The 22141-nt window shown below is 62.1% G+C and carries 26 protein-coding genes; 13 read left to right on the forward strand and 13 right to left on the reverse strand.

Translation table 11 applies throughout. The annotated features are described in order from the left end of the window. The 3 genes from KUV51_RS07830 (at position 1) to KUV51_RS07840 (ending at position 2154) form a co-directional block, all read left to right on the forward strand. Positions 1-759 (forward strand): phosphoadenylyl-sulfate reductase, encoded by a 759-nt coding sequence (locus KUV51_RS07830; protein ID WP_222520978.1) that lies wholly within the window; start codon positions 1-3, stop codon positions 757-759. Continuing rightward, entirely contained in the window at positions 756-1166 is a 411-nt protein-coding gene (locus KUV51_RS07835; RefSeq protein WP_222520979.1) for a DUF934 domain-containing protein, read from the forward strand. The genes KUV51_RS07830 and KUV51_RS07835 overlap by 4 nt, the downstream gene beginning before the upstream one ends. A 136-nt stretch (positions 1167-1302) precedes the next feature. After that, the gene (locus KUV51_RS07840) at positions 1303-2154 is read left to right on the forward strand and encodes a ferredoxin--NADP reductase (RefSeq protein WP_222520980.1); all 852 of its coding nucleotides are present in this window, start codon (positions 1303-1305) and stop codon (positions 2152-2154) included. 15 nt (positions 2155-2169) lie between these two features. On the opposite strand, the gene KUV51_RS07845 is transcribed toward KUV51_RS07840, so the two are convergent. Together KUV51_RS07845 and KUV51_RS07850 are read right to left on the reverse strand one after the other, a co-directional pair. Continuing rightward, positions 2170-3045 (reverse strand): aminoglycoside phosphotransferase family protein, encoded by an 876-nt coding sequence (locus KUV51_RS07845; protein ID WP_222520981.1) that lies wholly within the window; start codon positions 3043-3045, stop codon positions 2170-2172. Between the two features lie 90 nt (positions 3046-3135). Continuing rightward, on the reverse strand, positions 3136-4008 hold the full coding sequence (locus KUV51_RS07850) for a translation initiation factor 3 (protein WP_222520982.1): 873 nt from the start codon (positions 4006-4008) through the stop codon (positions 3136-3138). A 202-nt stretch (positions 4009-4210) separates the two neighbouring features. On the opposite strand from KUV51_RS07850, the gene infC reads away from it, so the two are divergent. Next, on the forward strand, positions 4211-4762 hold the full coding sequence (infC, locus tag KUV51_RS07855) for a translation initiation factor IF-3 (protein WP_222521291.1): 552 nt from the start codon (positions 4211-4213) through the stop codon (positions 4760-4762). Between the two features lie 126 nt (positions 4763-4888). Here the strand turns inward: infC and KUV51_RS07860 are convergent, their stop codons facing one another. After that, positions 4889-5266 (reverse strand): phasin family protein, encoded by a 378-nt coding sequence (locus tag KUV51_RS07860; protein WP_222520983.1) that lies wholly within the window; start codon positions 5264-5266, stop codon positions 4889-4891. A 176-nt stretch (positions 5267-5442) separates the two neighbouring features. On the opposite strand from KUV51_RS07860, the gene KUV51_RS07865 reads away from it, so the two are divergent. Continuing rightward, a complete protein-coding gene (locus KUV51_RS07865; protein WP_222520984.1) occupies positions 5443-6192 on the forward strand; it encodes an SDR family NAD(P)-dependent oxidoreductase in 750 nt (249 codons plus the stop codon). Positions 6193-6196: 4 nt separating this feature from the next. Here KUV51_RS07865 and KUV51_RS07870 read toward each other — a convergent pair whose 3' ends face one another. The 6 genes from KUV51_RS07870 to KUV51_RS07895 all read right to left on the reverse strand — a co-directional run bounded on the left by KUV51_RS07870 (position 6197) and on the right by KUV51_RS07895 (position 12534). Further along, complete coding sequence (locus KUV51_RS07870) at positions 6197-6565, reverse strand: RidA family protein (RefSeq protein ID WP_222520985.1); 369 nt, start codon at positions 6563-6565, stop codon at positions 6197-6199. A gap of 69 nt (positions 6566-6634) precedes the next feature. Continuing rightward, positions 6635-7423 carry an FAD binding domain-containing protein gene (locus tag KUV51_RS07875; RefSeq protein ID WP_222520986.1) on the reverse strand — a complete coding sequence of 263 codons (789 nt, stop codon included), beginning with the start codon at positions 7421-7423 and terminating at the stop codon, positions 6635-6637. Positions 7424-7527: 104 nt separating this feature from the next. Continuing rightward, entirely contained in the window at positions 7528-9891 is a 2364-nt protein-coding gene (locus KUV51_RS07880; protein ID WP_222520987.1) for a xanthine dehydrogenase family protein molybdopterin-binding subunit, read from the reverse strand. Positions 9892-9982: 91 nt separating this feature from the next. Continuing rightward, the gene (locus KUV51_RS07885) at positions 9983-10468 is read right to left on the reverse strand and encodes a (2Fe-2S)-binding protein (protein ID WP_222520988.1); all 486 of its coding nucleotides are present in this window, start codon (positions 10466-10468) and stop codon (positions 9983-9985) included. 108 nt (positions 10469-10576) lie between these two features. Next, positions 10577-11569 (reverse strand): molybdopterin-binding protein, encoded by a 993-nt coding sequence (locus KUV51_RS07890; RefSeq protein ID WP_222520989.1) that lies wholly within the window; start codon positions 11567-11569, stop codon positions 10577-10579. Continuing rightward, positions 11566-12534: an XdhC family protein gene (locus KUV51_RS07895; RefSeq protein WP_222520990.1), complete on the reverse strand. Its 969-nt coding sequence runs from the start codon at positions 12532-12534 to the stop codon at positions 11566-11568. The genes KUV51_RS07890 and KUV51_RS07895 overlap by 4 nt, the downstream gene beginning before the upstream one ends. A 163-nt stretch (positions 12535-12697) precedes the next feature. Here KUV51_RS07895 and KUV51_RS07900 point away from each other — a divergent pair, with 163 nt between their 5' ends. Genes KUV51_RS07900 through grxD form a run of 3 tightly spaced genes read left to right on the forward strand, consistent with a single transcriptional unit; the run spans position 12698 to position 13612 of the window. Then, positions 12698-12937: a BolA/IbaG family iron-sulfur metabolism protein gene (locus KUV51_RS07900; protein ID WP_222521292.1), complete on the forward strand. Its 240-nt coding sequence runs from the start codon at positions 12698-12700 to the stop codon at positions 12935-12937. Then, on the forward strand, positions 12937-13248 hold the full coding sequence (locus KUV51_RS07905) for a hypothetical protein (RefSeq protein ID WP_222520991.1): 312 nt from the start codon (positions 12937-12939) through the stop codon (positions 13246-13248). Before KUV51_RS07900 ends, KUV51_RS07905 begins: the two co-directional genes overlap by 1 nt. A gap of 1 nt (position 13249) precedes the next feature. Then, positions 13250-13612 carry a Grx4 family monothiol glutaredoxin gene (gene grxD, locus KUV51_RS07910; protein WP_222520992.1) on the forward strand — a complete coding sequence of 121 codons (363 nt, stop codon included), beginning with the start codon at positions 13250-13252 and terminating at the stop codon, positions 13610-13612. Between the two features lie 100 nt (positions 13613-13712). Here the strand turns inward: grxD and KUV51_RS07915 are convergent, their stop codons facing one another. Together KUV51_RS07915 and KUV51_RS07920 are read right to left on the reverse strand one after the other, a co-directional pair. Beyond that, positions 13713-14108, reverse strand: a complete 396-nt coding sequence (locus KUV51_RS07915; protein WP_222520993.1) for a cell division protein ZapA — start codon at positions 14106-14108, stop codon at positions 13713-13715. Then, the gene (locus KUV51_RS07920; RefSeq protein ID WP_222520994.1) at positions 14101-14592 is read right to left on the reverse strand and encodes a hypothetical protein; all 492 of its coding nucleotides are present in this window, start codon (positions 14590-14592) and stop codon (positions 14101-14103) included. Before KUV51_RS07920 ends, KUV51_RS07915 begins: the two co-directional genes overlap by 8 nt. Before the next feature lie 279 nt (positions 14593-14871). Here KUV51_RS07920 and tkt point away from each other — a divergent pair, with 279 nt between their 5' ends. Continuing rightward, a complete protein-coding gene (gene tkt / locus KUV51_RS07925; RefSeq protein WP_222521293.1) occupies positions 14872-16887 on the forward strand; it encodes a transketolase in 2016 nt (671 codons plus the stop codon). Between the two features lie 74 nt (positions 16888-16961). Here tkt and KUV51_RS07930 read toward each other — a convergent pair whose 3' ends face one another. Further along, complete coding sequence (locus tag KUV51_RS07930; protein WP_222520995.1) at positions 16962-17918, reverse strand: DUF808 domain-containing protein; 957 nt, start codon at positions 17916-17918, stop codon at positions 16962-16964. A gap of 205 nt (positions 17919-18123) precedes the next feature. On the opposite strand from KUV51_RS07930, the gene gap (KUV51_RS07935) reads away from it, so the two are divergent. From gap (KUV51_RS07935) to KUV51_RS07950, 4 genes are all read left to right on the forward strand, one after another. Then, on the forward strand, positions 18124-19125 hold the full coding sequence (gene gap, locus KUV51_RS07935; protein ID WP_222520996.1) for a type I glyceraldehyde-3-phosphate dehydrogenase: 1002 nt from the start codon (positions 18124-18126) through the stop codon (positions 19123-19125). A 75-nt stretch (positions 19126-19200) separates the two neighbouring features. Continuing rightward, positions 19201-19344, forward strand: coding sequence for a hypothetical protein (locus KUV51_RS07940; protein ID WP_222520997.1), 144 nt, complete (start codon positions 19201-19203; stop codon positions 19342-19344). 143 nt (positions 19345-19487) lie between these two features. Further along, positions 19488-20492, forward strand: coding sequence for a type I glyceraldehyde-3-phosphate dehydrogenase (gap, locus tag KUV51_RS07945; RefSeq protein ID WP_222520998.1), 1005 nt, complete (start codon positions 19488-19490; stop codon positions 20490-20492). A gap of 125 nt (positions 20493-20617) precedes the next feature. Further along, positions 20618-21643: a GSU2403 family nucleotidyltransferase fold protein gene (locus KUV51_RS07950; RefSeq protein WP_222520999.1), complete on the forward strand. Its 1026-nt coding sequence runs from the start codon at positions 20618-20620 to the stop codon at positions 21641-21643. Positions 21644-21648: 5 nt separating this feature from the next. On the opposite strand, the gene coaD is transcribed toward KUV51_RS07950, so the two are convergent. Next, entirely contained in the window at positions 21649-22140 is a 492-nt protein-coding gene (gene coaD, locus KUV51_RS07955; RefSeq protein WP_222521000.1) for a pantetheine-phosphate adenylyltransferase, read from the reverse strand. Position 22141 lies beyond the last annotated feature (1 nt).

Consider the following 22141-nt stretch of genomic DNA (forward strand, 5'->3'; position numbering starts at 1 on the left):
ATGCTTCATTTCGCAGAAAAAACCGCCCCCGGAGGACCCGCCCACCCGGAAGCCGAAGTGATGGTCAGCGCGCTGAACGCGCAACTGACCCATCACGGCGCCACCGACGTGCTGCGCGCGGCGTTCGAGGCGGTGCCGGACATCGCTCTGGTGTCGAGCTTTGGAGCGGAGTCCGTGGTGCTGCTGCACTTAGCGGCGATGGTGAAACGGGACGTACCGGTGATCTTTATCGACACCGAGATGCTGTTTGCCGAGACGCTGGTCTACCAGCAGGACGTCGCAGAGCGGCTGCGGCTGGAGAACATGACGGTGATCCGTGCGGATGACATTTCCGCCCACGACCCGGACGGCACGCTGCACACGCGCGACACCGATGCGTGCTGTGCGCTGCGCAAGACCGTGCCCCTGCAGAAAGCGCTGGCACCCTATGGCGGCTGGATGACGGGGCGGAAACGGTATCAGTCAGCGACGCGGACGAGCCTCGAATTTTTCGAGGTCGAGGAAGCGACTGGTCGGATCAAGGTGAACCCGCTGGCAAGATGGGCGCCCGAAGACGTGCGGGATTACATGGATGAAAATCGCCTGCCACGGCACCCGCTGGTGGCCAAGGGCTATCCCAGCATCGGCTGTGCGCCCTGCACCTCACCCGTGGCCGAGGGGGAAGATGCGCGCGCGGGGCGCTGGCGGGATCAGGACAAGGACGAATGTGGGATCCACTTCGTTGACGGCAAACTCGTGAGAGTAGGACAAGAGACATGACAATCGTAGTGACCGATCAGGGCTTTGGCCCGGACACATGGGATGCGGGCTATACCCCGCTGGGTGAGGCGGCGAATGATGCGGCAGCGCTGGATGTGCCCAGCGATGCAGACCCCGACCAGATCCCGCTGAACGCGGACATCATCCGCGTGGATTTCCCCAGCTTTGCCGATGGGCGCGGGTTCACCATTGCCCGGATGCTGCGCCTGCGCGGCTTTCAGGGCCGGTTGCGGGCCAAGGGGCATGTGATCTCGGATCAGTACGCCATGGCCCGCCGGTCAGGCTTTGACGAGGTCGAGATCAGCCAGGCGCTGGCCGCACGCCAACCCGAGGACCAGTGGCAGTTCCGCGCCGATTGGCAGAGCCATGATTACCAGGCCCGGCTGCGTGGAGCGTCCAATCACTAAGCCGATCTTTGATCCGAGCCGCTGACGTTCCGTCAAACTGACGCATATCAAGGCGCGCGACCATTCGCGCCCTTATCAATCGCAAAAAATCTTCCCAAATAGAGAGGCGCGGGTGTAAACCTGCGTTGACACATTCATGACCGAGCAAAGCCCCGTGAACGAGACAACCGCCGTCAAGGCCACGCCCACCCTGCCCGACGCCCAGACGGTGACAGAGATCGAACACTACACCGATCGCCTGTTCCGCTTCCGCTGCACCCGGCCTGCGTCCTTGCGTTTCCGCTCGGGCGAGTTCGTGATGATCGGCCTGATGGGCGACCCGCACCCTGAGACGGGCAAGCAAAAGCCGCTCTTGCGCGCCTATTCCATTGCGTCGCCCTCTTGGGACGAGGAGTTGGAGTTCTATTCCATCAAGGTGCAAGACGGTCCGCTGACCTCGAAACTGCAGCACATCCAGCCGGGCGACGAGATTATCCTGCGCCCGAAGCCCGTGGGCACGCTGGTGCATGACGCACTGCTGCCGGGCAAGCGCATCTGGTTCTTTGCCACGGGCACAGGCTTTGCCCCCTTTGCGTCGCTCCTGCGCGAGCCACAGACATACGAGGACTATGACGAGGTCATCATCACCCATACCTGCCGCGAGGTGGGTGAGCTGACCTATGGCCGCGACCTGATCGAGAGCCTCAAGCATGACGAGCTTCTGAACGAGGTGATCGGCGAAGGGTTCTGGAAGAAGATCAAGTATTACCCCACCACCACCCGCGAAGAGAGCCCGAAGATGGGCCGCATCACCGACCTGATGAAGTCGGGCGAAGCGTTCAAGGATCTAGGTGTAGAGCCGCTGAACCCGGAAAGCGACCGTGCGATGATCTGCGGCAACCTGGCCTTCAACCTCGAACTCAAGGAGATGTTCGAGGAATACGGGCTGGAAGAAGGGGCGAATTCCAAGCCCGCGCATTACGTGGTTGAAAAAGCGTTTCTCGATTAACGCGCTCTGCCCGCGTCACATGTCCTGATCCTGTGCAATCAGGGTCAGGAACGTGTCGATCAGTGTCATGTCCTTGGCCACGTCTGGACCAAAGACGGATTTATGCGTCCAGCTGAGCGACAAGGCACTGTAAGCCGCCGCCCATGACAGCATGTGGCTTCGGGTCACGTTCAGGGCAGTCGACCACTGTGCTGCCCGCCGCAGGATCACCGCAGGATCGGAAAAGAGAGCATCGGACCCGAGCGGGTTTCGAAAAGCGTTTGCCAGTTCGAAGGTCGGCTCACCCAGCACTCCCTTGGCATCGAAGGCGAGAAAGCCCCGCGCGCTGGCGCGCACGTTGTCGTGGTGCAAGTCGCCGTGCAATGGGCGGATATTCGTTTGACGGGCCAGTAGGTCCTTCGCCAGTTTGCGTGCAGCCTGCACGGTCGCTTGGACGTGAGATGGACAACCAGGCGTGAAGGTTGCCGAAAAGAGCGCCTTGAACCGGTTGGGCAGCGGATCGAGGCTGTGCGGCGGTGAATATTCCGCGCTGTGCAGCCGCTGCGCGACCTCACCCAGGATCCTCGTGGCCCCGGCATCATCACCGTTGCGCGCCATGTCGCCCAGCGAGGGCCCGTCGAGCCACTCCATCAGGATCGCGGCCTCGTGCCTTTGGTAGATGCGGACCGCACCAAGACCCGCTTGAGCCGTCAGCAGATCAAATCCGGGCGCCTCATCCCGCAGATCATCATCCTTGTACCGTTTCAGGCAGGCGAGCGTGCCATCCGCCCGCTTGACGCGCCAGATCGATGCGATCGGTGTGTCGGCCACATGTTCGGGTTCGGTGACGGCGAATTGGGCCAGAAGGCGGGTGTCGGCTTGCATGTCGCAGAGTTGGGCGGTCTGCATCATGTGCACAACCTGAAATGCGCTTGTACCGCATGAAAAAGGCCGCGCTCCGGAGCTGGGGCGCGGCCTTGAACGTGGTAGCAGATGGTGTGCTTAGAGGCCCATCGCCTGCTTCAGCTGATCCAGAAGCCCTTGCAGCACTTCGGGGTTGTTCTGCGCCTGTTCGATCCCGGCCTTGAGCGTGCTTTTCTGCACGACACTCAGCGCTTCGGAATTGTCGATCATCTCGGCCACGCGGTCGAAGTCGAAGCCTTCGACAGTCAGCAGATCCGCGATGCCGCCAGCGCTGGCGACGTCTTCCGTGCCGTCGGTTGCAGCTTCGGCAGCTTGATCGACAGCTTCTTCGGTTACATCCGAGCCGGTTTCGGCGGCGTCTGTTGCCGTTTCTGTTGTTGCGTCAACAGTCGCGTCTGCAGCGTCCGTAGCCGTATCAACGGCGTCGCTTGCTGCGTCTGCGGCTTCCGCGACCGTGTCAGTTGTCGCGTCAACGGCATCGGTGGCAGCATCCGTTGTTGCCTCGGTCGCGTCAGATGCACCTTCGGTGAGGGCGGAGACAGCATCGTTGACGGTCTCGGTTGCGTCTTCAACGGCTGCGCTGGCTGCGTCTGTTGCCGCGTCAACTGCTTCATCTGCCGCTGTCGCCGCATCCTCGGCCAGATTTTGAACGCCTTCGACAGCGTCGGAAGCCGCTTCGGATGCGGTGTCAACGGCCCCAGTGGCCGCATCTTCGACCGCGGTGGCAGCCTCTTCCCCGGCAGCGGTTGCGGCATCTACGGTGTCTGTCACCGCCTCTTCCGTTGCCTCAACGGCTTCACCCACTGCATCGCTCGCGCTGTCGAGCGCTTCGGGCGCGCTCACGGCATCTGCGGCCTGCGTCGCAACCTCTTGCGGGGTCTGGCCGGAATAGAGCAAGTACGCTCCGCCCGCGATCAAAACCGCCACGATAATCCAGATCAGATTTCTCATTGCGCTATCCTTTGTACGTCTCGCGGCCACCCCCCGTGACCGCCTGTTGGCTTTGGGGTGTCAGATGCGGAACGCGATGAAAAGGTTCAAGGGGGAAAATCGTAGATTTCGGCGCAGGATGGCCGATTCATAGGGTTGAAGAAAACCGGGCCAAGGGCTATTTTCCGGCCTCACATTTTTGAACGATCAAAGGACGACCACCATCGCTCGCAGACCCCACAACGCGCCGCCGCAACGCGACACCGGCCCGCGCGTCAACGACAAGATTCGTGCCCCCGAAATCCGCCTGATTGGCGCCGATGGCGAAAACGTAGGCGTCGTCAGCCCAGCCCGCGCCATGGACATGGCCGACGATGCCGGGCTGGACCTGGTTGAGATTTCGCCCAATGCCAATCCGCCCGTATGCAAGATCATGGATTTCGGCAAATTCAAATACGAACAGCAGAAGCGCGAGAGCGAGGCCCGCAAGAAGCAGAAGGTGATCGAGGTGAAGGAGGTGAAGTTCCGCCCCAACACCGACACCAACGACTACGACGTGAAGATGCGCAACGTCTTCAAGTTCCTCGAAAACGGAGACAAGGTGAAGGTCACCCTACGCTTCCGGGGCCGCGAGATGGCGCACCAGAACCTGGGCCGTGAGCTGCTGGAACGCGTGGCCGAGGACACGAAAGAGATCGGTAAGGTCGAAAACTTCCCCAAGATGGAAGGTCGCCAGATGGTCATGATGATCGGCCCGCTTCCGCAAAAGGGCTGACCAAATCCAAACCCATTCAGGGGGCGTTGCTACGGCAGCGCCTTTTTTTCTTTGCCAAGCCCCCCTGTAGGACTTCGTTGTGCCACAACCCGCCGACGAGGCGCCGGCGTGCAGCGGACGTTGGGCCTATACGTTGACGTTGTCGCTTGCCGCCTCGTCATCATCATTTTCGAACAGTTTCGAACTCATCTCGATCATCTTGCCCGTCTCGGCGCTGTACTGGTCCATTGCCTTTTGCAGAAACCGCATTTGCAATTGCTGCACTTCCGCCGGGGACTTGGCGTGCAGGAGCCCGTGTTGCAGTGCAACGTCTTCCCGCACACGTTCGGCCACGAAGGTCATCCATTCTGCCCCCATGTCGCCCATGCGTTCAATGGTTGACGCGTTGAACCAGTTCAACGCCCCCAAACCCGCCGCCTGCCAATTGGCCATTGCATCAATCATGGTGCCCGTGGCGTCGGATTTGTCCTTCGACCTGGATTTGGTACTGGTTGTCTGAGCCATGCTGTCTCCTCCACTGATGGTTGCAGGATAGCATGGACCGTCGCAATTCCCGTTGATCATGCTCAAAAGTGGCGACCCATGGCGGTGATTTGCTGACATCTTGTGCAATTGTCTGTGTCTTGACCTCTGCGTGGCGGCACAAGACAAGGTGGGGACGCATCAACCGGAGATGAGCCATGCCAGAATTCGCACGTTATCCCAGCCTTGAAGGCACGTCTGTGCTGATCACGGGCGGCGCCTCGGGAATCGGTCGGTTGACGGTCGAGGCGTTTGCGGAGCAAGGCGCCAGGGTTGGTTTTCTGGACCGGGATGCAGAGGCTTCAACGGACGTGAGCAGCGAGACCGGAGCGGCCCATGCGTTGTGCGACCTGCGCGACATCGACGCGACGCGGGCGGCCATCGCGGACCTTACAAGTCGGGTCGGCCCGTTCACCGTGCTGGTCAACAACGCGGCGCGTGACGACCGGCACAACTGGCAAGACGTAACGCCGGACTACTGGGACGAGCGGATGCAGACCAACCTGCGGCACATGTTCTTTGCCATTCAGGCGGTCGCGCCCGGCATGATCGATGCGGGCGGCGGATCTATTATCAACCTCGGGTCAAATTCCTGGTGGGAAGCTGGCGGCGGCTTTCCGGCCTACACCACGGCCAAGGCCGCCGTGCACGGGCTGACGCGCACCATGGCGCGGGACCTGGGCGACCACCGCATCCGCGTGAACACGGTGGTGCCGGGCTGGATCATGACGGATCGGCAGAAGGAGTTGTGGGCGACGCCCGAGGCGTTGGAGGCGCATCGCGCGCGCCAGTGCCTGCCGGATCTGATTGATCCGGTTTACGTGGCGCGGATGGTGTTGTGGTTGGCTTCCGACGATGCAGCGATGTGTACCGCGAACAACTTCATGGTCGAGGCCGGGTCGATCTGAGCCGCTAAGCCTGTGCGGCAATCGCCACGATTTCGATTAAGGTGGTGCCGTTGTCCCCGATATCCGCGCCCATGCACGCCCGCTGGGGCCAGTTCTCAGGTGGACCGATCCATGCGGTCCAGACGACGTCCATGTCCTGTTTCATGGTCATGTCCTGCAGGTAGATGGTGACTTGCAACAATCGCGATTTGTCACTGCCAGCCTCGGCCAGACGTTCATCAAGAAATGCCAAGGCGTTGGTGGTCTGCGCGGTGATGCCCTGCGCGGCGTCCGGGTCGTAGGCCACCGCGTAGACAAGCCCGCCATGCGCAACCGTCAGGCTCCGCGCCCGCACAGGCGCGTGCCAGCGTTCTATGTCCCTATGTGACGGCATCCGTGCCCCTTCCCAGACATGCAAAAGGCCCGGGACGCGCCCGAGCCTTTCGAGTTTTCCGAGCCCGTGTCAGGCCGCAGCCGCGACAGCCCGCTTGGTCATCACGCCACACAGGTGCGCGCGGTAATCGCCCGTGCCGTGCAGGTCACTGATCATGTCGTCTCCACTCAAGCTCAGCCCGTCAACGGCGTCGGGCGAGAAGTTGGACGACAGCGCCGCCTCGGCCTCCGTCCAGCGGAACACGCCGTCATTGCTGGCCCCGGTGATCGCGACGCGCACGCCGTCGGCGTATTTGGCCACGTAGACCCCGACGAGCGCAAAGCGCGAAGCGGGCTGGACGAACTTCTGATAGTTCGCCTTTTCCGGAACGGGGAAGCGGACCTCGGTGATGATTTCACCCTCGTCCAGCGCAGTCGTGAACATGCCCTGGAAATAGTCGTCCGCCGCGATTTCGCGCGTGTTCGTCACGATGGTGGCGCCGGATCCAAGCGCTGCAGCGGGGTAACAGGCGGACGGGTCGTTGTTTGCGAGGGATCCGCCAATGGTGCCACGGTTGCGCACGGCGGGATCCCCGATATGGGCCGCTGTGGCTGCAAGTGCCGGGTAGGCCCCCGCCTCTGCCGCGACGGTGGCGTGGCTGGTCGCCCCGCCGATGCAGATCGCGCCATCGTCGCCGGTGCAGACCCCCTGCATCTCGGCAATGCCTTTCAGGCTCACCAACTTCGTCGGCATCGCCAGACGCTGCTTCAGCGTTGGGATCAGTGTCTGCCCGCCCCCCAGTGCCTGCGCGTCATCGGCCCCGAGCGCTGCGACTGCATCGGCGACTGAACCGGGTTTTTCAAACTCGAAGTTGTACATCTTCAGTTCCTTCCTGTCGGCAACATGATCCTCTTCATCTTGCCAGATAAACTCCGGGGGTTCGGGGGCTGGCCCCCGATCCCGCCATTTCCATTCAGCTCCATTCAGCCGTTCATCGCCGCCCAAACGCGATCCGGCGACAATGGCATGTCGATATGGGTCACATCCTTGCCCGCCGATTGCAGCGCATCGACCACGGCATTGACCACCGCCGGCGGAGAGCCGATGGCCCCGGCCTCGCCACACCCCTTCACTCCCAACGGATTGTGCGTACAGGGCGTTTGCGACGAGTGATCCACGTCAAACATCGGCAGATCGTCCGCACGCGGCATGGCGTAATCCATGTAGGACGCGCTCAGAAGCTGACCGTTTTCGTCATAGGCGCAGTTTTCGAGCAGTGCCTGCCCGATCCCCTGCGCCAGACCACCGTGCACCTGTCCGGTCACGATCATCGGATTGATGATGTTGCCGAAATCATCCGCCGCCGCGAACCGTTCGATGGTCACCTTGCCGGTGTCCGGATCCACTTCAACTTCACAGGCATAAGCCCCTGACGGATATGTGAAATTCGACGGATCGTAGAACGCTGTTTCCTCCAGACCCGGCTCGATGTCTTCGAGCGGGTAGTTGTGCGGGACGTATGCCGCAAGGGTCACATCGCCCCAGGCCACGGACTTGTCGGTGCCAGCGACGGAGAACGCGCCATCCTTCAGCTCAATGTCCGCTTCGGAGGCTTCCAGAAGGTGCGAGGCGATCTTCTTGGCCTTGTTGATGATCTTTTCCGTCGCGCGGACCATGGCCGAGCCGCCCACCGCGATGGAGCGGGAGCCATAGGTGCCCATGCCCATCGGCGTGTTGGCGGTGTCGCCATGCACGATCTCGACCATGTTCTCGTCGATACCGATCATCTCGGCCACCACCTGGGCAAAGGACGTCTCGTGCCCCTGCCCGTGGCTGTGCGAACCTGTCATCACGACCAAACCACCCGTGGCGTTCACCCGAACAGTCGCGCTTTCATAGAGACCCGCGCGCGCGCCGAGCTGCCCCACGAGGTTCGACGGCGCGATGCCACAGGCCTCGATGTAGCAGTTCACGCCCAGACCACGCAGCTTGCCGTTCTTTTCGCTTTCCGCCCGGCGGGCTGCAAAACCGGCGAAGTCGCCCATCTCTTCGAGCTTGTCCATGGTGCCGTGGTAGTCCCCGGTGTCGTATTCGACTGCGACCGGCGTGGCATAGGGAAACTCGGTGATGAAATTCTGGCGACGCAGCGCGATGGGATCGACGCCCAGCTCGCGCGCGGCCTTGTCCACCACGCGCTCCAGTTGGAACGTCGCCTCGGGACGGCCCGCGCCGCGGTAGGCATCGACGGGCACGGTGTTGGTGAACACCGCCTTGACGTTCACGTAGATGAGCGGGGTCTTGTAGTTTCCGGCCATCAGCGTGCCGTGCAGCCATGTGGGCACGGACGGCGCGAAGGTGGACAGGTACGCGCCCATGTTGGCATGCGTCTCCGTGCGGATCGCGGTGAAGTTGTTGTCCGCATCCAGCGCCAGTTCGATCTTGGTCACGTGGTCACGGCCATGGGCGTCCGAGATGAACGCCTCGGTGCGCGAGGACGTCCATTTGACCGGACGGTTGCAGGCTTTGGCGGCGAAGGTGCAGAATGCTTCTTCCTGGTAGTGGAAGATTTTCGTGCCGAAGCCGCCGCCCACATCCGGAGCCACGACGCGCAGCTTATGCTCGGGGATGCCGAGAACGAAGGCGCCCATCAGGAGCCGGATCACGTGCGGGTTCTGAGACGTGGTGTAGAGCGTCGACTCGTCCGTGCCGCGGGCGTAGTCGCCGACGGCCACGCGCGGCTCCATCGGGTTGGCGACGAGGCGGTTGTTGACCAGTTCCAGGCTGGTCACATGCGCCGCGTCCTCGAACGCCTTGTTCACGGCGTCCTTGTTTTCTTCGACAAAGCCCCAGTCGTAGCAAAGGTTATTGTCGAGATCGTCGTGCACCTTGGTGGCGCCGTCTTGCAGAGCCGCCTTCATGTCCACGACGGCGGGCAGTTCGTTGATGTCCACGACAATGGCTTCTGCCGCATCGCGCGCTTCTGCGAGGCTGTCCGCCACGACAGCGGCGATGGGTTCGCCCACGTGGCGCACCTTGCCCTGGGCCAGGATCGGGTGGGCCGGTTCCTGCATCGGTTGGCCGTGCTTGTCGGTGACCTGCCAGCCGCAGGGCATGCCGCCCACGCCTTCGAAGTCCGAGCCAGTGAAGATGCGCACGACGCCGGGCATGGATGCCGCGGCACTCGTGTCGATGTTGGTGATCGTTCCGTGCGCAATGTCTGAGCGCAGGAAATGCACGTAGGCTTGCCCGTGCATGTTGATGTCGTCGGTGTAGTTCCCGGCCCCTGTCAGGAACCGCACGTCCTCGCGCCGTTTGCTGCTGGCGCCGATGCCTCCGTCTTTTGGCATGTTGTTATTCCTCCTGTTGGCGTGGCGCGCCTCCCCGCGCGCCTGCTGACTGACAGCCCGGAAGGATATCCGGGCTGCGGAATGCTTGGGTCTATTCGGCCGCGATGGCCGACACGTCCTGACCGGATGCCGCCATGATCGCCTTGACGATGTTGTGGTAGCCCGTGCAGCGGCAGATGTTACCTTCGAGGTATTCGCGCACCTCTGTCTCGGACGGCTTGGGGTTCTCTTTGAGAAGCGCTGCCGCCGACATCACCATGCCGGGCGTGCAGAAGCCGCATTGTAGGCCATGATGATCCTGAAACGCCTGTTGGATCACGTTCAGCGAGCCGTCGGCATTGGCCTGTCCTTCGATGGTCGCGACGTCGGCCCCGTCAGCCTCCATCGCCAGCATCGTGCAAGACTTCACCGCCTGCCCGTCCACATGCACCACACAGGCCCCGCATTGCGACGTGTCGCAGCCCACATGGGTTCCTGTCAGCATCAGCTGGTCGCGCAGGAAGGACGACAGCAATGTGCGCCCCTCAACCTCGCCAGACGCAGCCTTTCCGTTCACGGTCATCGAGACCTGTGCCATGGCATCCTCCCTTTTGGCATTCTTGTTTATGGGGAGTTAAGCATGGGCCACGGCACTTGAGAACAGAAATCTTCGCCGCATCCGCGAAGTGCAAGATGTTGCAGGGCTTTAGCCGTCGCGCGGGCGGGGCCGCGTCGGGATTTCCTTGAGCAGTCCACCGACCCCCATGCGAGAGATGTCCGCCTGCGTCAGTTCTACACCGCAGATCAACCGTTCCATCACCCAGTCGGCGCCATTCAGCGCGGGTGAGCGGGCGCAGCCCGGCAGACCAATGACAGGTTTGGCACCCAACGCGCCAAAGAACAGCAGGTTGCCTGGGTCAACGGGCATACCGTAGGCGGTGACGGTTCCCCCGGCTTCACGCACCGCATTGGGGGCAACGTCGTGGCTGTCGGAGGTGGCGGAGGCAGTCAGGATGAAGATGAAATCGCCCACGGCCTCTTCAACCGCTTGGGCCAGCGGCGCGTCGCGGTGGGGCACGATCACGCGGGAGCTGAGGCTTACGTTCAGTCGGTCGAGCCGACCCGTCAGAGCGGCGCGGCCTTTGCTGGAAGGCTCGGCATTACCGACCTGTGTTTCGATGAGTGTCGCGGTCGCATAGCGCGGGGGCAGAACCCGCATGGCATGAGCCGCATCCTGTGTTGCTTGGTCCAGCGCCGCTTCCGGCACGGCGTAGGCGATGATCTTGATCGTGGCGATCATGGTGCCTTTGTCCACGCGGTGGAACGGGGGCACGGTGGCGATCGTGATCATCGGATCGACACTGTTGATGGCCGCAATGCGGTCAACGTCGAGCGCCACAATGCCCGGCCCTGTCGCATAGAGGTTCACCCGCCCTGCCCCTGCTGCGCTGATGCGCAAGCCTTGAGCCTCAGGCTCAGGCGCAACGGCCGCAGCCAGCCTTTGGGCGGCCGTGTTTTCTTCGATGTCACCTTGATCCAGCGCCGCCACAATCAGCGTGTCGTGACCAGCCGCCTGCAAATTGGCGATATCATCCGGCGTCAGCACGGTCCCTTTGGGCACGCGGCCCGTGCCGCCTGCAAGTGAATGGGCGAGGATCGTGCCAGTCGCCCCACCTGCGGGCCGTGGGCCGAACTTCATGCGCCTTGCCTGAGGGTCGAAATCATCTGGGCGAGGATCGACACGGCGATCTCGGGCGGGCTCGCCGCGCCGATGTCGAGGCCGATGGGCCCCTTGATCCGGGCGATCTGGTCGGCACTGAACCCGGCTTCTTGCAGCCGTGCGACGCGCTTGGCATGGGTACGGGTGGAGCCGAGCGCGCCAATGTAAAATGCGTCAGAGTTGAGCGCGATGTGTAGCGCCGGATCGTCCAGTTTGGGATCGTGGGTGAGCAGGATCAGGGCGGTGCGCGCATCGACGCCAACCTCTTGCAGCGCCTCGTCCGGCCAGTCGTTGATCACTCGCTCGCCAGGGAAGCGGGCTTCGGAGCCGAAGGCGTCGCGCGGATCGATAATGTAGGGGTCGTAACCTGCGAGTTTTGCCATAGGCACCAGCGCTTGCGCGATGTGCACACCGCCCACGATGGCGAGGCGCAGGGGCGGGTTGTGGATGGCGACGAAGGTTTTGCCGTCCTCCTCCATCCCCGTGCGGTCCTTTGCAAACCGGGCCGTGTGGCCGTCATGGTCCAGCCGCCGGTCCCATGTATCCGTGTCGACCACGTAGGCGACCTGGTCGCGACCCGCCCGCGCCTGCACTAGCGCTTCGAGCGTGTCCTGGGGCATGGCGGCACCTACGGGCTCTACGAGGATCTTGATCGTACCGCCACAGGCCAGACCGACCGCAAAGGCGTCGCCATCGCTGACGCCATATTCCAGCAAGCGTGGCGCGCCGTCCTCCAGCGCTTCCATCGCCTCGACCACCACAGCGCCTTCGACACAGCCGCCCGAGACGGAGCCCATCATGTCGCCCGTCCCCGACACCACCATCTGCGCCCCGGCCCGGCGCGGCGCGCTGCCCCAGGTCTCGATCACGGTGGCCAGGGCCGCGCCCTTGCCCGCCTTGACCCAGTCGAGTGCCTGTTCCGGTGCGGTCTCAACCGACGGCATGTGAGGCTCCACTTTTTGCTGATCTTCTCCCGCTTGAAAGGTAGTCATGCGGCCGGAAAGAAGACAACCCCGCCTAAAGCACATGTCCTTGCGCGCGCTTGTGCTTGCACGCCCCCGACCTGCGGCCTACATCTTGGAGCAAGACCTGCCGGAGACACCATTCATGCCCATGCAAGCGCAAGAGATCGAAGATTTGATCCGCGAAAGCTTTCCCGACGCCAAGATCACCATCACCGACCTGGCCGGTGACGGGAACCACTATTCTGCGGAGGTGATTGATGCGTCCTTTGCCGGTATGAACCGGGTGCAGCAGCACCGGGCGGTGACGAAGGCGCTCAAGGGCAAGATGGATGGCAGCCATGGGGAGCTGCACGCGCTAGCCCTTACGACGAAAGCGCCTTGATGGGGCTGTTCTCTCTCATCCAACGCGCGTTCACGCGCGAGGCGCGTCGGCCGCTGGCGGCGCGTCGACCCGGGCGAGATGAGATGGGTCAAGACAGGTCTGTGCCACTTGGCATGGAGGCAACGGACATGGCGTTGGTCGACCGCGTGAACCGCAAGAACGACGCATTGGAGCGTGCAAACACGGTGCGCACCTCAAACTCAAAACACGACACGTACACGGCGCACGCCAGCACCCATGTGAGTGCGATGCCCGAAGACGAAACCTATGCCGCGCGGTTCCACCGCGCCTTCCAGAAGAAAGGCAAATGACATGACCGACGCTGCAAGCCGGATCACTGACACGATCAAGGAAAACCCCGTGGTGCTGTATATGAAAGGTACCAAGTCCATGCCCCAGTGTGGCTTTTCCAGCCGCGTGGCGGGTGTGCTGAACTACATGGGCGTGGACTTCACGGACGTGAACGTGCTGGCCGATGAAGAGATCCGGCAAGGGATCAAGGATTTCTCCGATTGGCCCACCATTCCGCAGCTTTACGTCAAGGGCGAGTTCGTGGGCGGCTGCGACATCATCACCGAGATGACGCTGTCGGGCGAGTTGGACACGCTTTTCGACGAAAACGGCGTGACCTATGACAAGGACGCTGCCGACAAGATCCGCGAAGCCAACGGCTGATGCCGGGCCAGGCGCAGGGCACCTGCGCCTTACCAAGAATGAAACAAGCCGCGTCCCATCGGGGCGCGGCTTTCTTTTGGATCAGCGCTGATCGAGGTACTTAGCTGGCGGTCTTTTCCTCGACCTCAGCCGCCAGTGCTTCGGCCCGCGCGGCCAGCTCGGCCAGCGTTTCGGTGACGGCTTCGGGCACCACAGGCACCTCGATCCGCTCAGGCTCCGGCGCACCCATGGTGCGCAGACCTTCCAATTCAGCCTCGCGCTCTGCCAATTTTGCCTCGACCTCGGCCACGCGGTCCTCGACGCTTGCGGTCTTGTCAGCCAGCATCAGGCCCGCCATGAGCAGCATCCGCGCTTCGGGCATCCGGCCCGCCTGATCGGCCAGGATCTGGGCCTCGTCATCCAGCATTTTCGCGGCGGCATGCAGATAGCTTTCCTCGCCCTCCTGGCAGGCCACCTGGAACGGGCGCCCGCCGATATTGATTGTGACCTCAGGCATCGGCGTCCTCCTCTTCCGGGGCTTCAAGCTGATCAAGCAGCGGGGTCAGCGCAGTGATGATGCTGCTGGCCTCGGCCACGTCGGCAGCACGGGCGGCGCGCAGGCCCTCAAGCTCGGCCATCATGGATTTGTTGATGAGGTGCGGCTCGCCCACCCCTTCCTCGTTCGCGGTGCGGAGCGCGGCGTTCGACTCGCGCAATTGTTCGTTGGCTTTGCGCAAGCGTTGCAGTTCGAGATCAAGTTCTTCGACCTGCGCGCGGGCCGCGTTGGCGGCAGCCTTTGCTTCGGCGGCAGCACTCTCCTGGCTTTCGGACAGCTTGCGCACCCGTTCGGTCAGCTGGGCGTTCGCCACCTTTTCATCATCAAGAGCCGCCTGCAGCGCTGCCGTATCCTCGGCTCCGGCGGCATCCAGCCCACCCAGACCCGTCGCGATCCGGTCCATCGCGGCAGTGAGCCGCTGTTGCAATCCGTCGATGTCACTCATGTGCGGTGCCTGTCCCCTTGTTCTTTTTGCGCCCGGGGCGCTTTCCCATCCCCCAAGCGGTCAGCATCGAATCGATTTCCCGCCTGATTGCGCCCAAGTCTAGCCAAAGCGGTTCTGAAATGCGCCCCCCTTTGCGATCAACGACTTGGCAGGCGGCCTTGAAGTCGCACATCGCCGCCGACGCCCATGCGCGCGTTTTTGCCGGAACGGACCGGCTTGATCTTTGGTCTTTGCCTGATATGCAGCCCCAAACCCATATTCCAAAGGACGATCATGCCCCTGGATCTTACCGCCCTTCGCACCGCCCATCCCGACCACTGGTCCAAGGCCACAGCCATCCGCGCCCTGACCCTTGATGCCGTGGCTGCAGCCAATTCCGGCCACTCCGGCATGCCGATGGGAATGGCAGATGTCGCGACCGTCCTGTTTGAAAAGCACCTGAAGTTCGACGCCAAGGCACCCGATTGGCCCGACCGCGACCGGTTCATCCTGTCGGCAGGTCACGGCTCCATGCTGCTCTACTCCCTGCTGCACCTGACCGGTTACGAGGACATGACGCTGGAGCAGGTCAAGAACTTCCGCCAGTGGGGATCCATCACTGCTGGCCACCCTGAATATGGTCATGCCAAGGGGATCGAGACCACGACCGGCCCGCTGGGTCAGGGCATTTCGAACGCTGTGGGCTTTGCGATGGCCGAGGAGATCCTGCGCGCGCAATACGGCAAGAAGGTCGTCGATCACTACACCTATGTCATCGCGGGCGACGGCTGCCTGATGGAGGGCGTCAGCCAGGAAGCGATCACGCTTGCAGGCCGTCACCAATTGGGCAAGCTGATTGTCTTCTGGGACAACAACAACATCACCATTGATGGCCCCGTGACGCTGGCCGATACGACCGATCAGCCGATGCGCTTCAAGTCCGCTGGTTGGGCGGTGATCGAGATTGACGGCCACGATCCCGAGGCAATCGACGCCGCTATCACCAAGGCGAAGTCGCAGAAAAAGCCAACGATGATTGCCTGCAAGACCCACATCGCGCTGGGTCACGCGGCGCAGGACACGTCCAAGGGTCACGGCGCGCTGACCGATGCCGACCAGATGGCGGACGCCAAGTCTGCCTATGGCTGGACCACAGGTCCGTTCGACGTGCCTGCAGACGTCAAATCCGCATGGGAGGCCATCGGCACACGCGGCGCAGACGACCGCAAGGCTTGGGAGGAGCGCTTTGCCTCTATCTCCGGCGCCAAGCAGGCGCTGTTCAATCGTACCCTCGCCCGTGAAGTGCCCAAGAAGCTGTCGGCGACCGTCAAGGCGTTCAAGAAGCAGATGTCGGAAAGCGCGCCCAAGTTGGCCACGCGCGCCGCATCGGAGAAAGCGCTGGAAGTCATCAACCCGATCATGCCCGAAACCGTGGGCGGTTCGGCGGACCTGACAGGCTCGAACAACACAAAAACCGGTGATTTGGGCGTGTTCGACACCGACAACCGGTCAGGCCGCTATATCTATTGGGGCATTCGCGAGCACGGTATGGCCGCCGCCATGAACGGCATGGCCTTGCATGGCGGTCTGCGCCCCTATGGTGGGACGTTCATGTGCTTTACCGACTATGCCCGCCCCGCAATGCGGTTGGCGGCTTTGATGAAGGTCCCCACGGTCTTTGTCATGACCCACGACAGCATCGGTCTGGGCGAAGATGGCCCAACCCACCAGCCGGTCGAGCATCTGGCGATCAGCCGCGCGACACCAAACACGATGGTGTTCCGCCCTGCGGACGCCGTCGAGACGGCGGAAAGCTGGGAACTGGCGCTGTCGTCGACCGAAACGCCGTCGGTTCTATCCCTGACCCGTCAGGGCCTGCCCACCGTGCGCACCGACCACAAGCTGAAGAACATGACCGCACAGGGCGCCTATGTTCTGGCCGAGGCCGAGGGCAAACGTCAGGTGATCCTGATCGCCTCCGGTTCCGAAGTGTCGGTTGCAATGGACGCCCGCGCGAAACTGCAAGAGGCCGGGATTGGCACGCGGGTCGTGTCGATACCCTGCATGGAGCTCTTTGCGCAGCAGGATGAAAGCTACCGCCGCAAGGTGCTGCCTGCCGGTCCTGTCCGCGTTGGTATCGAAGCCGCTGTGCGCCAAGGCTGGGACCGCTGGCTGCTGGGCGAGCGCGGCAAGGCGAACAAGGCCGATTTCGTGGGTATGGACGACTTCGGCGCCTCTGCCCCGGCGGGTGTGCTGTTCGAAAAGTTCGGAATCACAGCAGAGGCTGCGGTCGAAAAAGCGAAGGCGCTCCTGTAGCGCCATGACCGGCAAGGGGACCGGAATTTTTCAAAAATTCCGGTCCGTTTTCTTTGTAAGTAAACGGTGCGCCATCAGATCGCCTTCGGCGCCACTGCACGCCAGATAGGCGTAATCATCTTTTCCCCGATCGGGATCAGCACAAAGCCCCAAGCCAGCCCGAAAAGCCCGTGAAGCAGTGCCTTGACGCCCCAGACAGCGGCTGCGGCGTCTCCACCCACGGCCTTGGCGATGCCATACACAACGTCTTCGGGCCCGTGCCATCCCATCTGGGCAAGCCCATGGACGATAATCTCTCCGCCCACCCATAGCATCGCTGCGGTACCGACGATGGTCAGGGTCTTCATGAAGCCCGGCATCACCTTGACGATGCCGCGCCCCAACGCTCTGATCAGACCGATGCCGCCGCGCTGTGCCATGGCCAGACCCACATCATCCGCTTTGACGATCAGCGCCACCGAACCGTAAACGGCGACCGTAATCATCACGGCCACGGCAGCAAGCGTTGCCGCCTCCATCCAGAAATTGCTTTCTGGAATCGCAGCCAGCGCAATCGTCATGATTTCGGCGGACAAAATGAAGTCGGTCTTGATTGCGCCCTGCGCCTTCTGTTCTTCCAAGTGCGCGGGATCTTCGATCTCGGTTTCCTTACCCTCGTAATCCTCGTGCCCGTGGCCCCATCCCATGACATGCGCCACCTTCTCTGCGCCTTCAAAGCAGAGATAAGAGCCGCCCAGCATTAGCAGCGGTGGGATCGCCCAGGGCGCAAAGGCGGACAAGGCCAGTCCGATGGGCAATAGGAAAACAAGCTTGTTCTTGAGCGACCCTTTGGCGATGCGCCAGATGATCGGCAGTTCACGATCCGCCGAAAACCCGGACACATATTTCGGTGTCACTGCAGCATCGTCGATCACGGCCCCCGCCGCCTTGGACCCGGCCTTGGCCGCTTGTCCGATCACATCATCGACTGATGCGGCGGCCACTTTGGCGATTCCCGCAACGTCATCCAAAAGCGCCAAAAGTCCGCTCATACCGCCTGTCCCTTCATCGTGTTGTTACGTTAGCGCATAACACAGCCCAAACGTTCCGCATACTGTTAGCGCGAACTGCATACGATGGAACACGTTTATCGCTAACACACTGATTTTCTGCCCATTTCCCCCTTCTCACGCTGCGGTGCGGCGGCTATCTAGCGGGCACAAGTTTAACTGCCCCAGCGGAAGGACAACCGGGACCATGACCATCAAAGTCGGAATTAACGGGTTTGGACGCATTGGGCGTTGCACACTCAGCCACATCGCCACATCGCTGCGCAACGACATCGACGTCGTCGCCGTGAATGCCACTGGCCCTCTTGAGACTGCAGCCCACCTGATCAAATATGACAGCGTGCATGGCCGGTTCCCGAACGAAGTAAAACTGACCAACGACACAATGGATCTGGGCCGTGGCCCCATCCGCATGATGTCGACCTACGACATGAACGAGCTGGACTGGACCGGCGTTGACGTGGTGCTGGAATGCACCGGCAAGTTCAACGATGGCGAAAAAGCCAAGGTCCATTTCGAGCGTGGCGCCAAGAAAGTCCTGCTGTCGGCCCCCGGCAAGAACGTGGACAAGACGGTTGTCTTCGGCGTGAACGACGAACAGCTTGCTGCGAATGACCGCATGATCTCGAACGGGTCGTGCACGACGAACTGCCTCGCCCCGCTGGCCAAAGTGATGGATCGCGCCATCGGCATCGAACGCGGCGTGATGACCACCATCCACAGCTACACCGGTGACCAGCCGACGCTGGATCGCCGCCACAATGACCTCTACCGCGCGCGCGCGGCCGCCATGGCGATGATTCCGACCTCGACCGGGGCGGCCAAGGCGCTTGGAGAAGTGCTGCCCAACCTCGCGGGCAAGCTTGACGGTACCGCCATGCGCGTACCCACCCCGAACGTGAGCGCCGTGGACCTGACGTTTGAGGCGGCGCGCGACGTGACCGCAGAAGAGGTCAACGCCGTCGTGGCCGAAGCCGCCGCCGGCCCCATGGGTCGCGTGCTGGCTTATGATGACGAACAGAAGGTCAGCATCGATTTCAATCATACTGAACACTCGTCGATCTTTGCCCCGGACCAGACCAAGGTCGTGGGCAACCGTCTGGTGCGTGTGCTGGCCTGGTACGACAATGAGTGGGCATTCTCGGTCCGCATGGCAGACGTCGCCGTTGCGATGGGCCGGCTGACCTGATCCACGTCACAACTTGCAAGCAAAGGGCGGGGCTGTCACAACGGCCCTGCCCTTTTCTTTTGTGACCCACTCCTGATGACGAACCGCATTGCCATTGTCCTTGCCCTGCTGATCATCGGCGCAATTACAGCGGACGTGATGCTCTACGGGATGGAACACCTCATTTTCCTTGGCAAGAAATTTGCAGAACTCCTGGAATGGATCGCCTTCTGGCGCTGATGCCCGCCTGACATGCTGCACGGGTTTGACCCGCATCGCCGGTTGACAATTGCGCTGCTTTGCCGTTGTTAGCGGTAACGGCGCAACCTCGACCCTCGGGGCCGCGTTCAGACAGCATTCTGACACCAGACATGGGGGACACCATGGCCATCAAAGTAGCAATCAACGGCTTCGGGCGCATCGGGCGCAACGTGCTGCGCGCGATCGTCGAAAGCGGTCGGACAGATGTCGAGGTGGTCGCGATCAACGACCTCGGCCCGGTCGAGACCAACGCGCATTTGCTGCAATATGACAGCGTGCATGGCCGCTTCCCTGCTCAGGTGAATGTCTCAGGCGACAGCATCGACGTGGGCCACGGGCCCATCAAGGTCACGGCAGAGCGCAACCCGGCGGACCTGCCATGGAGCGATGTGGACATCGTGATGGAATGCACCGGTATCTTCACCTCGAAAGAGGCGTGCCAGGCGCATCTGGAAAACGGGTCCAGCCGCGTGCTGATCTCCGCCCCCGGCAAGAATGCGGACAAGACGATTGTGTATGGTGTGAACCATGACGCGCTGACCGGCGATGATGTGGTTGTGTCCAACGCCTCCTGCACCACGAACTGCCTGACGCCCGTTGCCAAGGTGCTGCAGGACCAATTCGGCATCAAGCGCGGCTTTATGACGACCGTACACAGCTACACGGGCGACCAGCCCACGCTGGATACGATGCACAAGGATCTCTATCGCGCGCGCGCTGCCGCGATGAGCATGATCCCAACGTCAACCGGCGCGGCCAAGGCCGTGGGCCTAGTGATGCCGGAACTGAACGGTAAGCTCGATGGTGTCGCCATCCGCGTGCCCACGCCTAACGTGTCCTGTGTGGACCTGACGGTCGAAGTGGATGGCGATGTCACCGTCGAACAGATCAACGCAGCGATGACCGAGGCGGCGGCATCGGGCCCGCTCAAGGGCGTGCTGGGTGTGACGGACGCCAAGCTGGTGTCGATGGACTTCAACCACGACCCGCACTCGTCGATTTTTGCCACCGACCAGACCAAGGTGATGGATGGCAACATGGTCCGTATCCTGTCGTGGTACGACAATGAGTGGGGATTTTCCAATCGGATGGCCGACACGGCGGTCGAGATGGGCAAATACCTCTGACCGATTGAAATCGTTGCGAAAGGGCGTCTGTTCAGGCGCCCTTTTTCTTTGCGCGCCACTATGTGCATCAATTAATTTTCTGCTGCATACTTGCGATATGTGCAGCAAAAATATATTTGATGCACATGCTTATCCTGTCTCATTCCCGCGCAGCACAGGTTGCGTATCAGGACCTGCTGCGCCTGCATCTCGACGACCGCGCCGCCGATTTGGTCGGCAGCGTTGAGGCGCGCACCCGTAACGGGCGCACCTATCTCTATGATCGCTTCCGCCTCGGGACCGAGATGAAAGCGCGCTATCTGGGCGAGGACACGCCCGAGCTGCGCGCACGTCTGGACCGCGCCGCTGCGCTGAAGGCCGAAGCCGACACGCGGAAAAAGTCCATGGCCCGGCTCGCCCGGATGCTGCGGGCCGAGGGGTTCATCACCACCGATCGCGACACCGGGTCCCTTCTGGGCGCCTTTGCGCGGGCGGGCCTGTTCCGTCTGGGCGGTACGATGATCGGAACGGGCGCCTATGCGCTCTACCAGGGCGAGCTGGGCGTGCGCTTTGACACGGATGAATTGGCGCAAACCGGCGACATCGACTTTGCCAGTTTCGAACGACTGTCCGTCGCGCTTGACGATCGTGTCGAAGCACAGCCGAACGACATCCTGAGCGCGCTGAAATTCGACCCGGTGCCCGGTGTGACGGACACGCAGGTCTGGCGCTGGCGGCAAAGCCACGGCACAGCCATGGTCGAGTTCCTGACCCCCGCCTTCGGCGACGAAACGGTCAAGGCGCTGCCCGCGCTGGGTGTTAGCGCACAAGCGCTGAACTACCTCAACTACCTGATTTCAGACCCTATTCACGCGATTGCGCTCTACCGGTCGGGCATTCTGGTGCAAGTGCCCCGCCCCGAGAAATACGCCATTCACAAGCTGATCGTGGCGGACCGCCGCCGCGACGGGCCGGACCAGTTCAAGGCGCGTAAGGACCGCGCGCAGGCAGAGTTTCTGATTGACGTTTTGGCTCAGGACAGACCGGACGATCTGCGCGAGGCATATGAGGATGCGCTCGATCGCGGCCCCCGCTGGCGGCAACGGATCGACGCAACCCTGGCCCGTATGCCAGCCACAGCAGAGGTTTTACGGGATCTGGCGCACGCCTGAAGACTTCAGGCGAACCGCTCTTTCAAAGCGTCATTCACCAGCGGCGTCACGAATTCACTGACGTCACCGCCCAACCGGGCAATCTCCTTCACCAGCTTCGACGCAATCGCCTGATGCTCTGCTTCGGCCATCAGGAAGACCGTTTCGATGCTGTCATCCAACCGGCGGTTCATACCGACCATCTGGAATTCGTATTCAAAGTCAGCCACAGCCCGCAGCCCACGGAAGATGAACTGCGCACCTACATCGCGGGCGCAGTCGATCAGCAGGTTTTCAAAGGGGTGCGCGACAATCTCGGTGCCCGTCTGTGCGCTCAGCTTGGCGCATTCGGCTTCGATCATGGCAACGCGCTCTTCCAGTGAAAAGAGCGGTCCCTTGTCCCGGTTGATGGCCACGCCGATGACCAGGCGATCCACCATCGGGCTCGCCCGTCTGATGATGTCGATATGCCCCAGCGTGATGGGATCAAAGGTGCCAGGGTATAGGCCGATGCGCATG

The organism is Tateyamaria omphalii (genome assembly GCF_019802125.1).
In the GTDB taxonomy this organism is placed as follows: Bacteria; Pseudomonadota; Alphaproteobacteria; order Rhodobacterales; family Rhodobacteraceae; genus Tateyamaria; species Tateyamaria omphalii_B.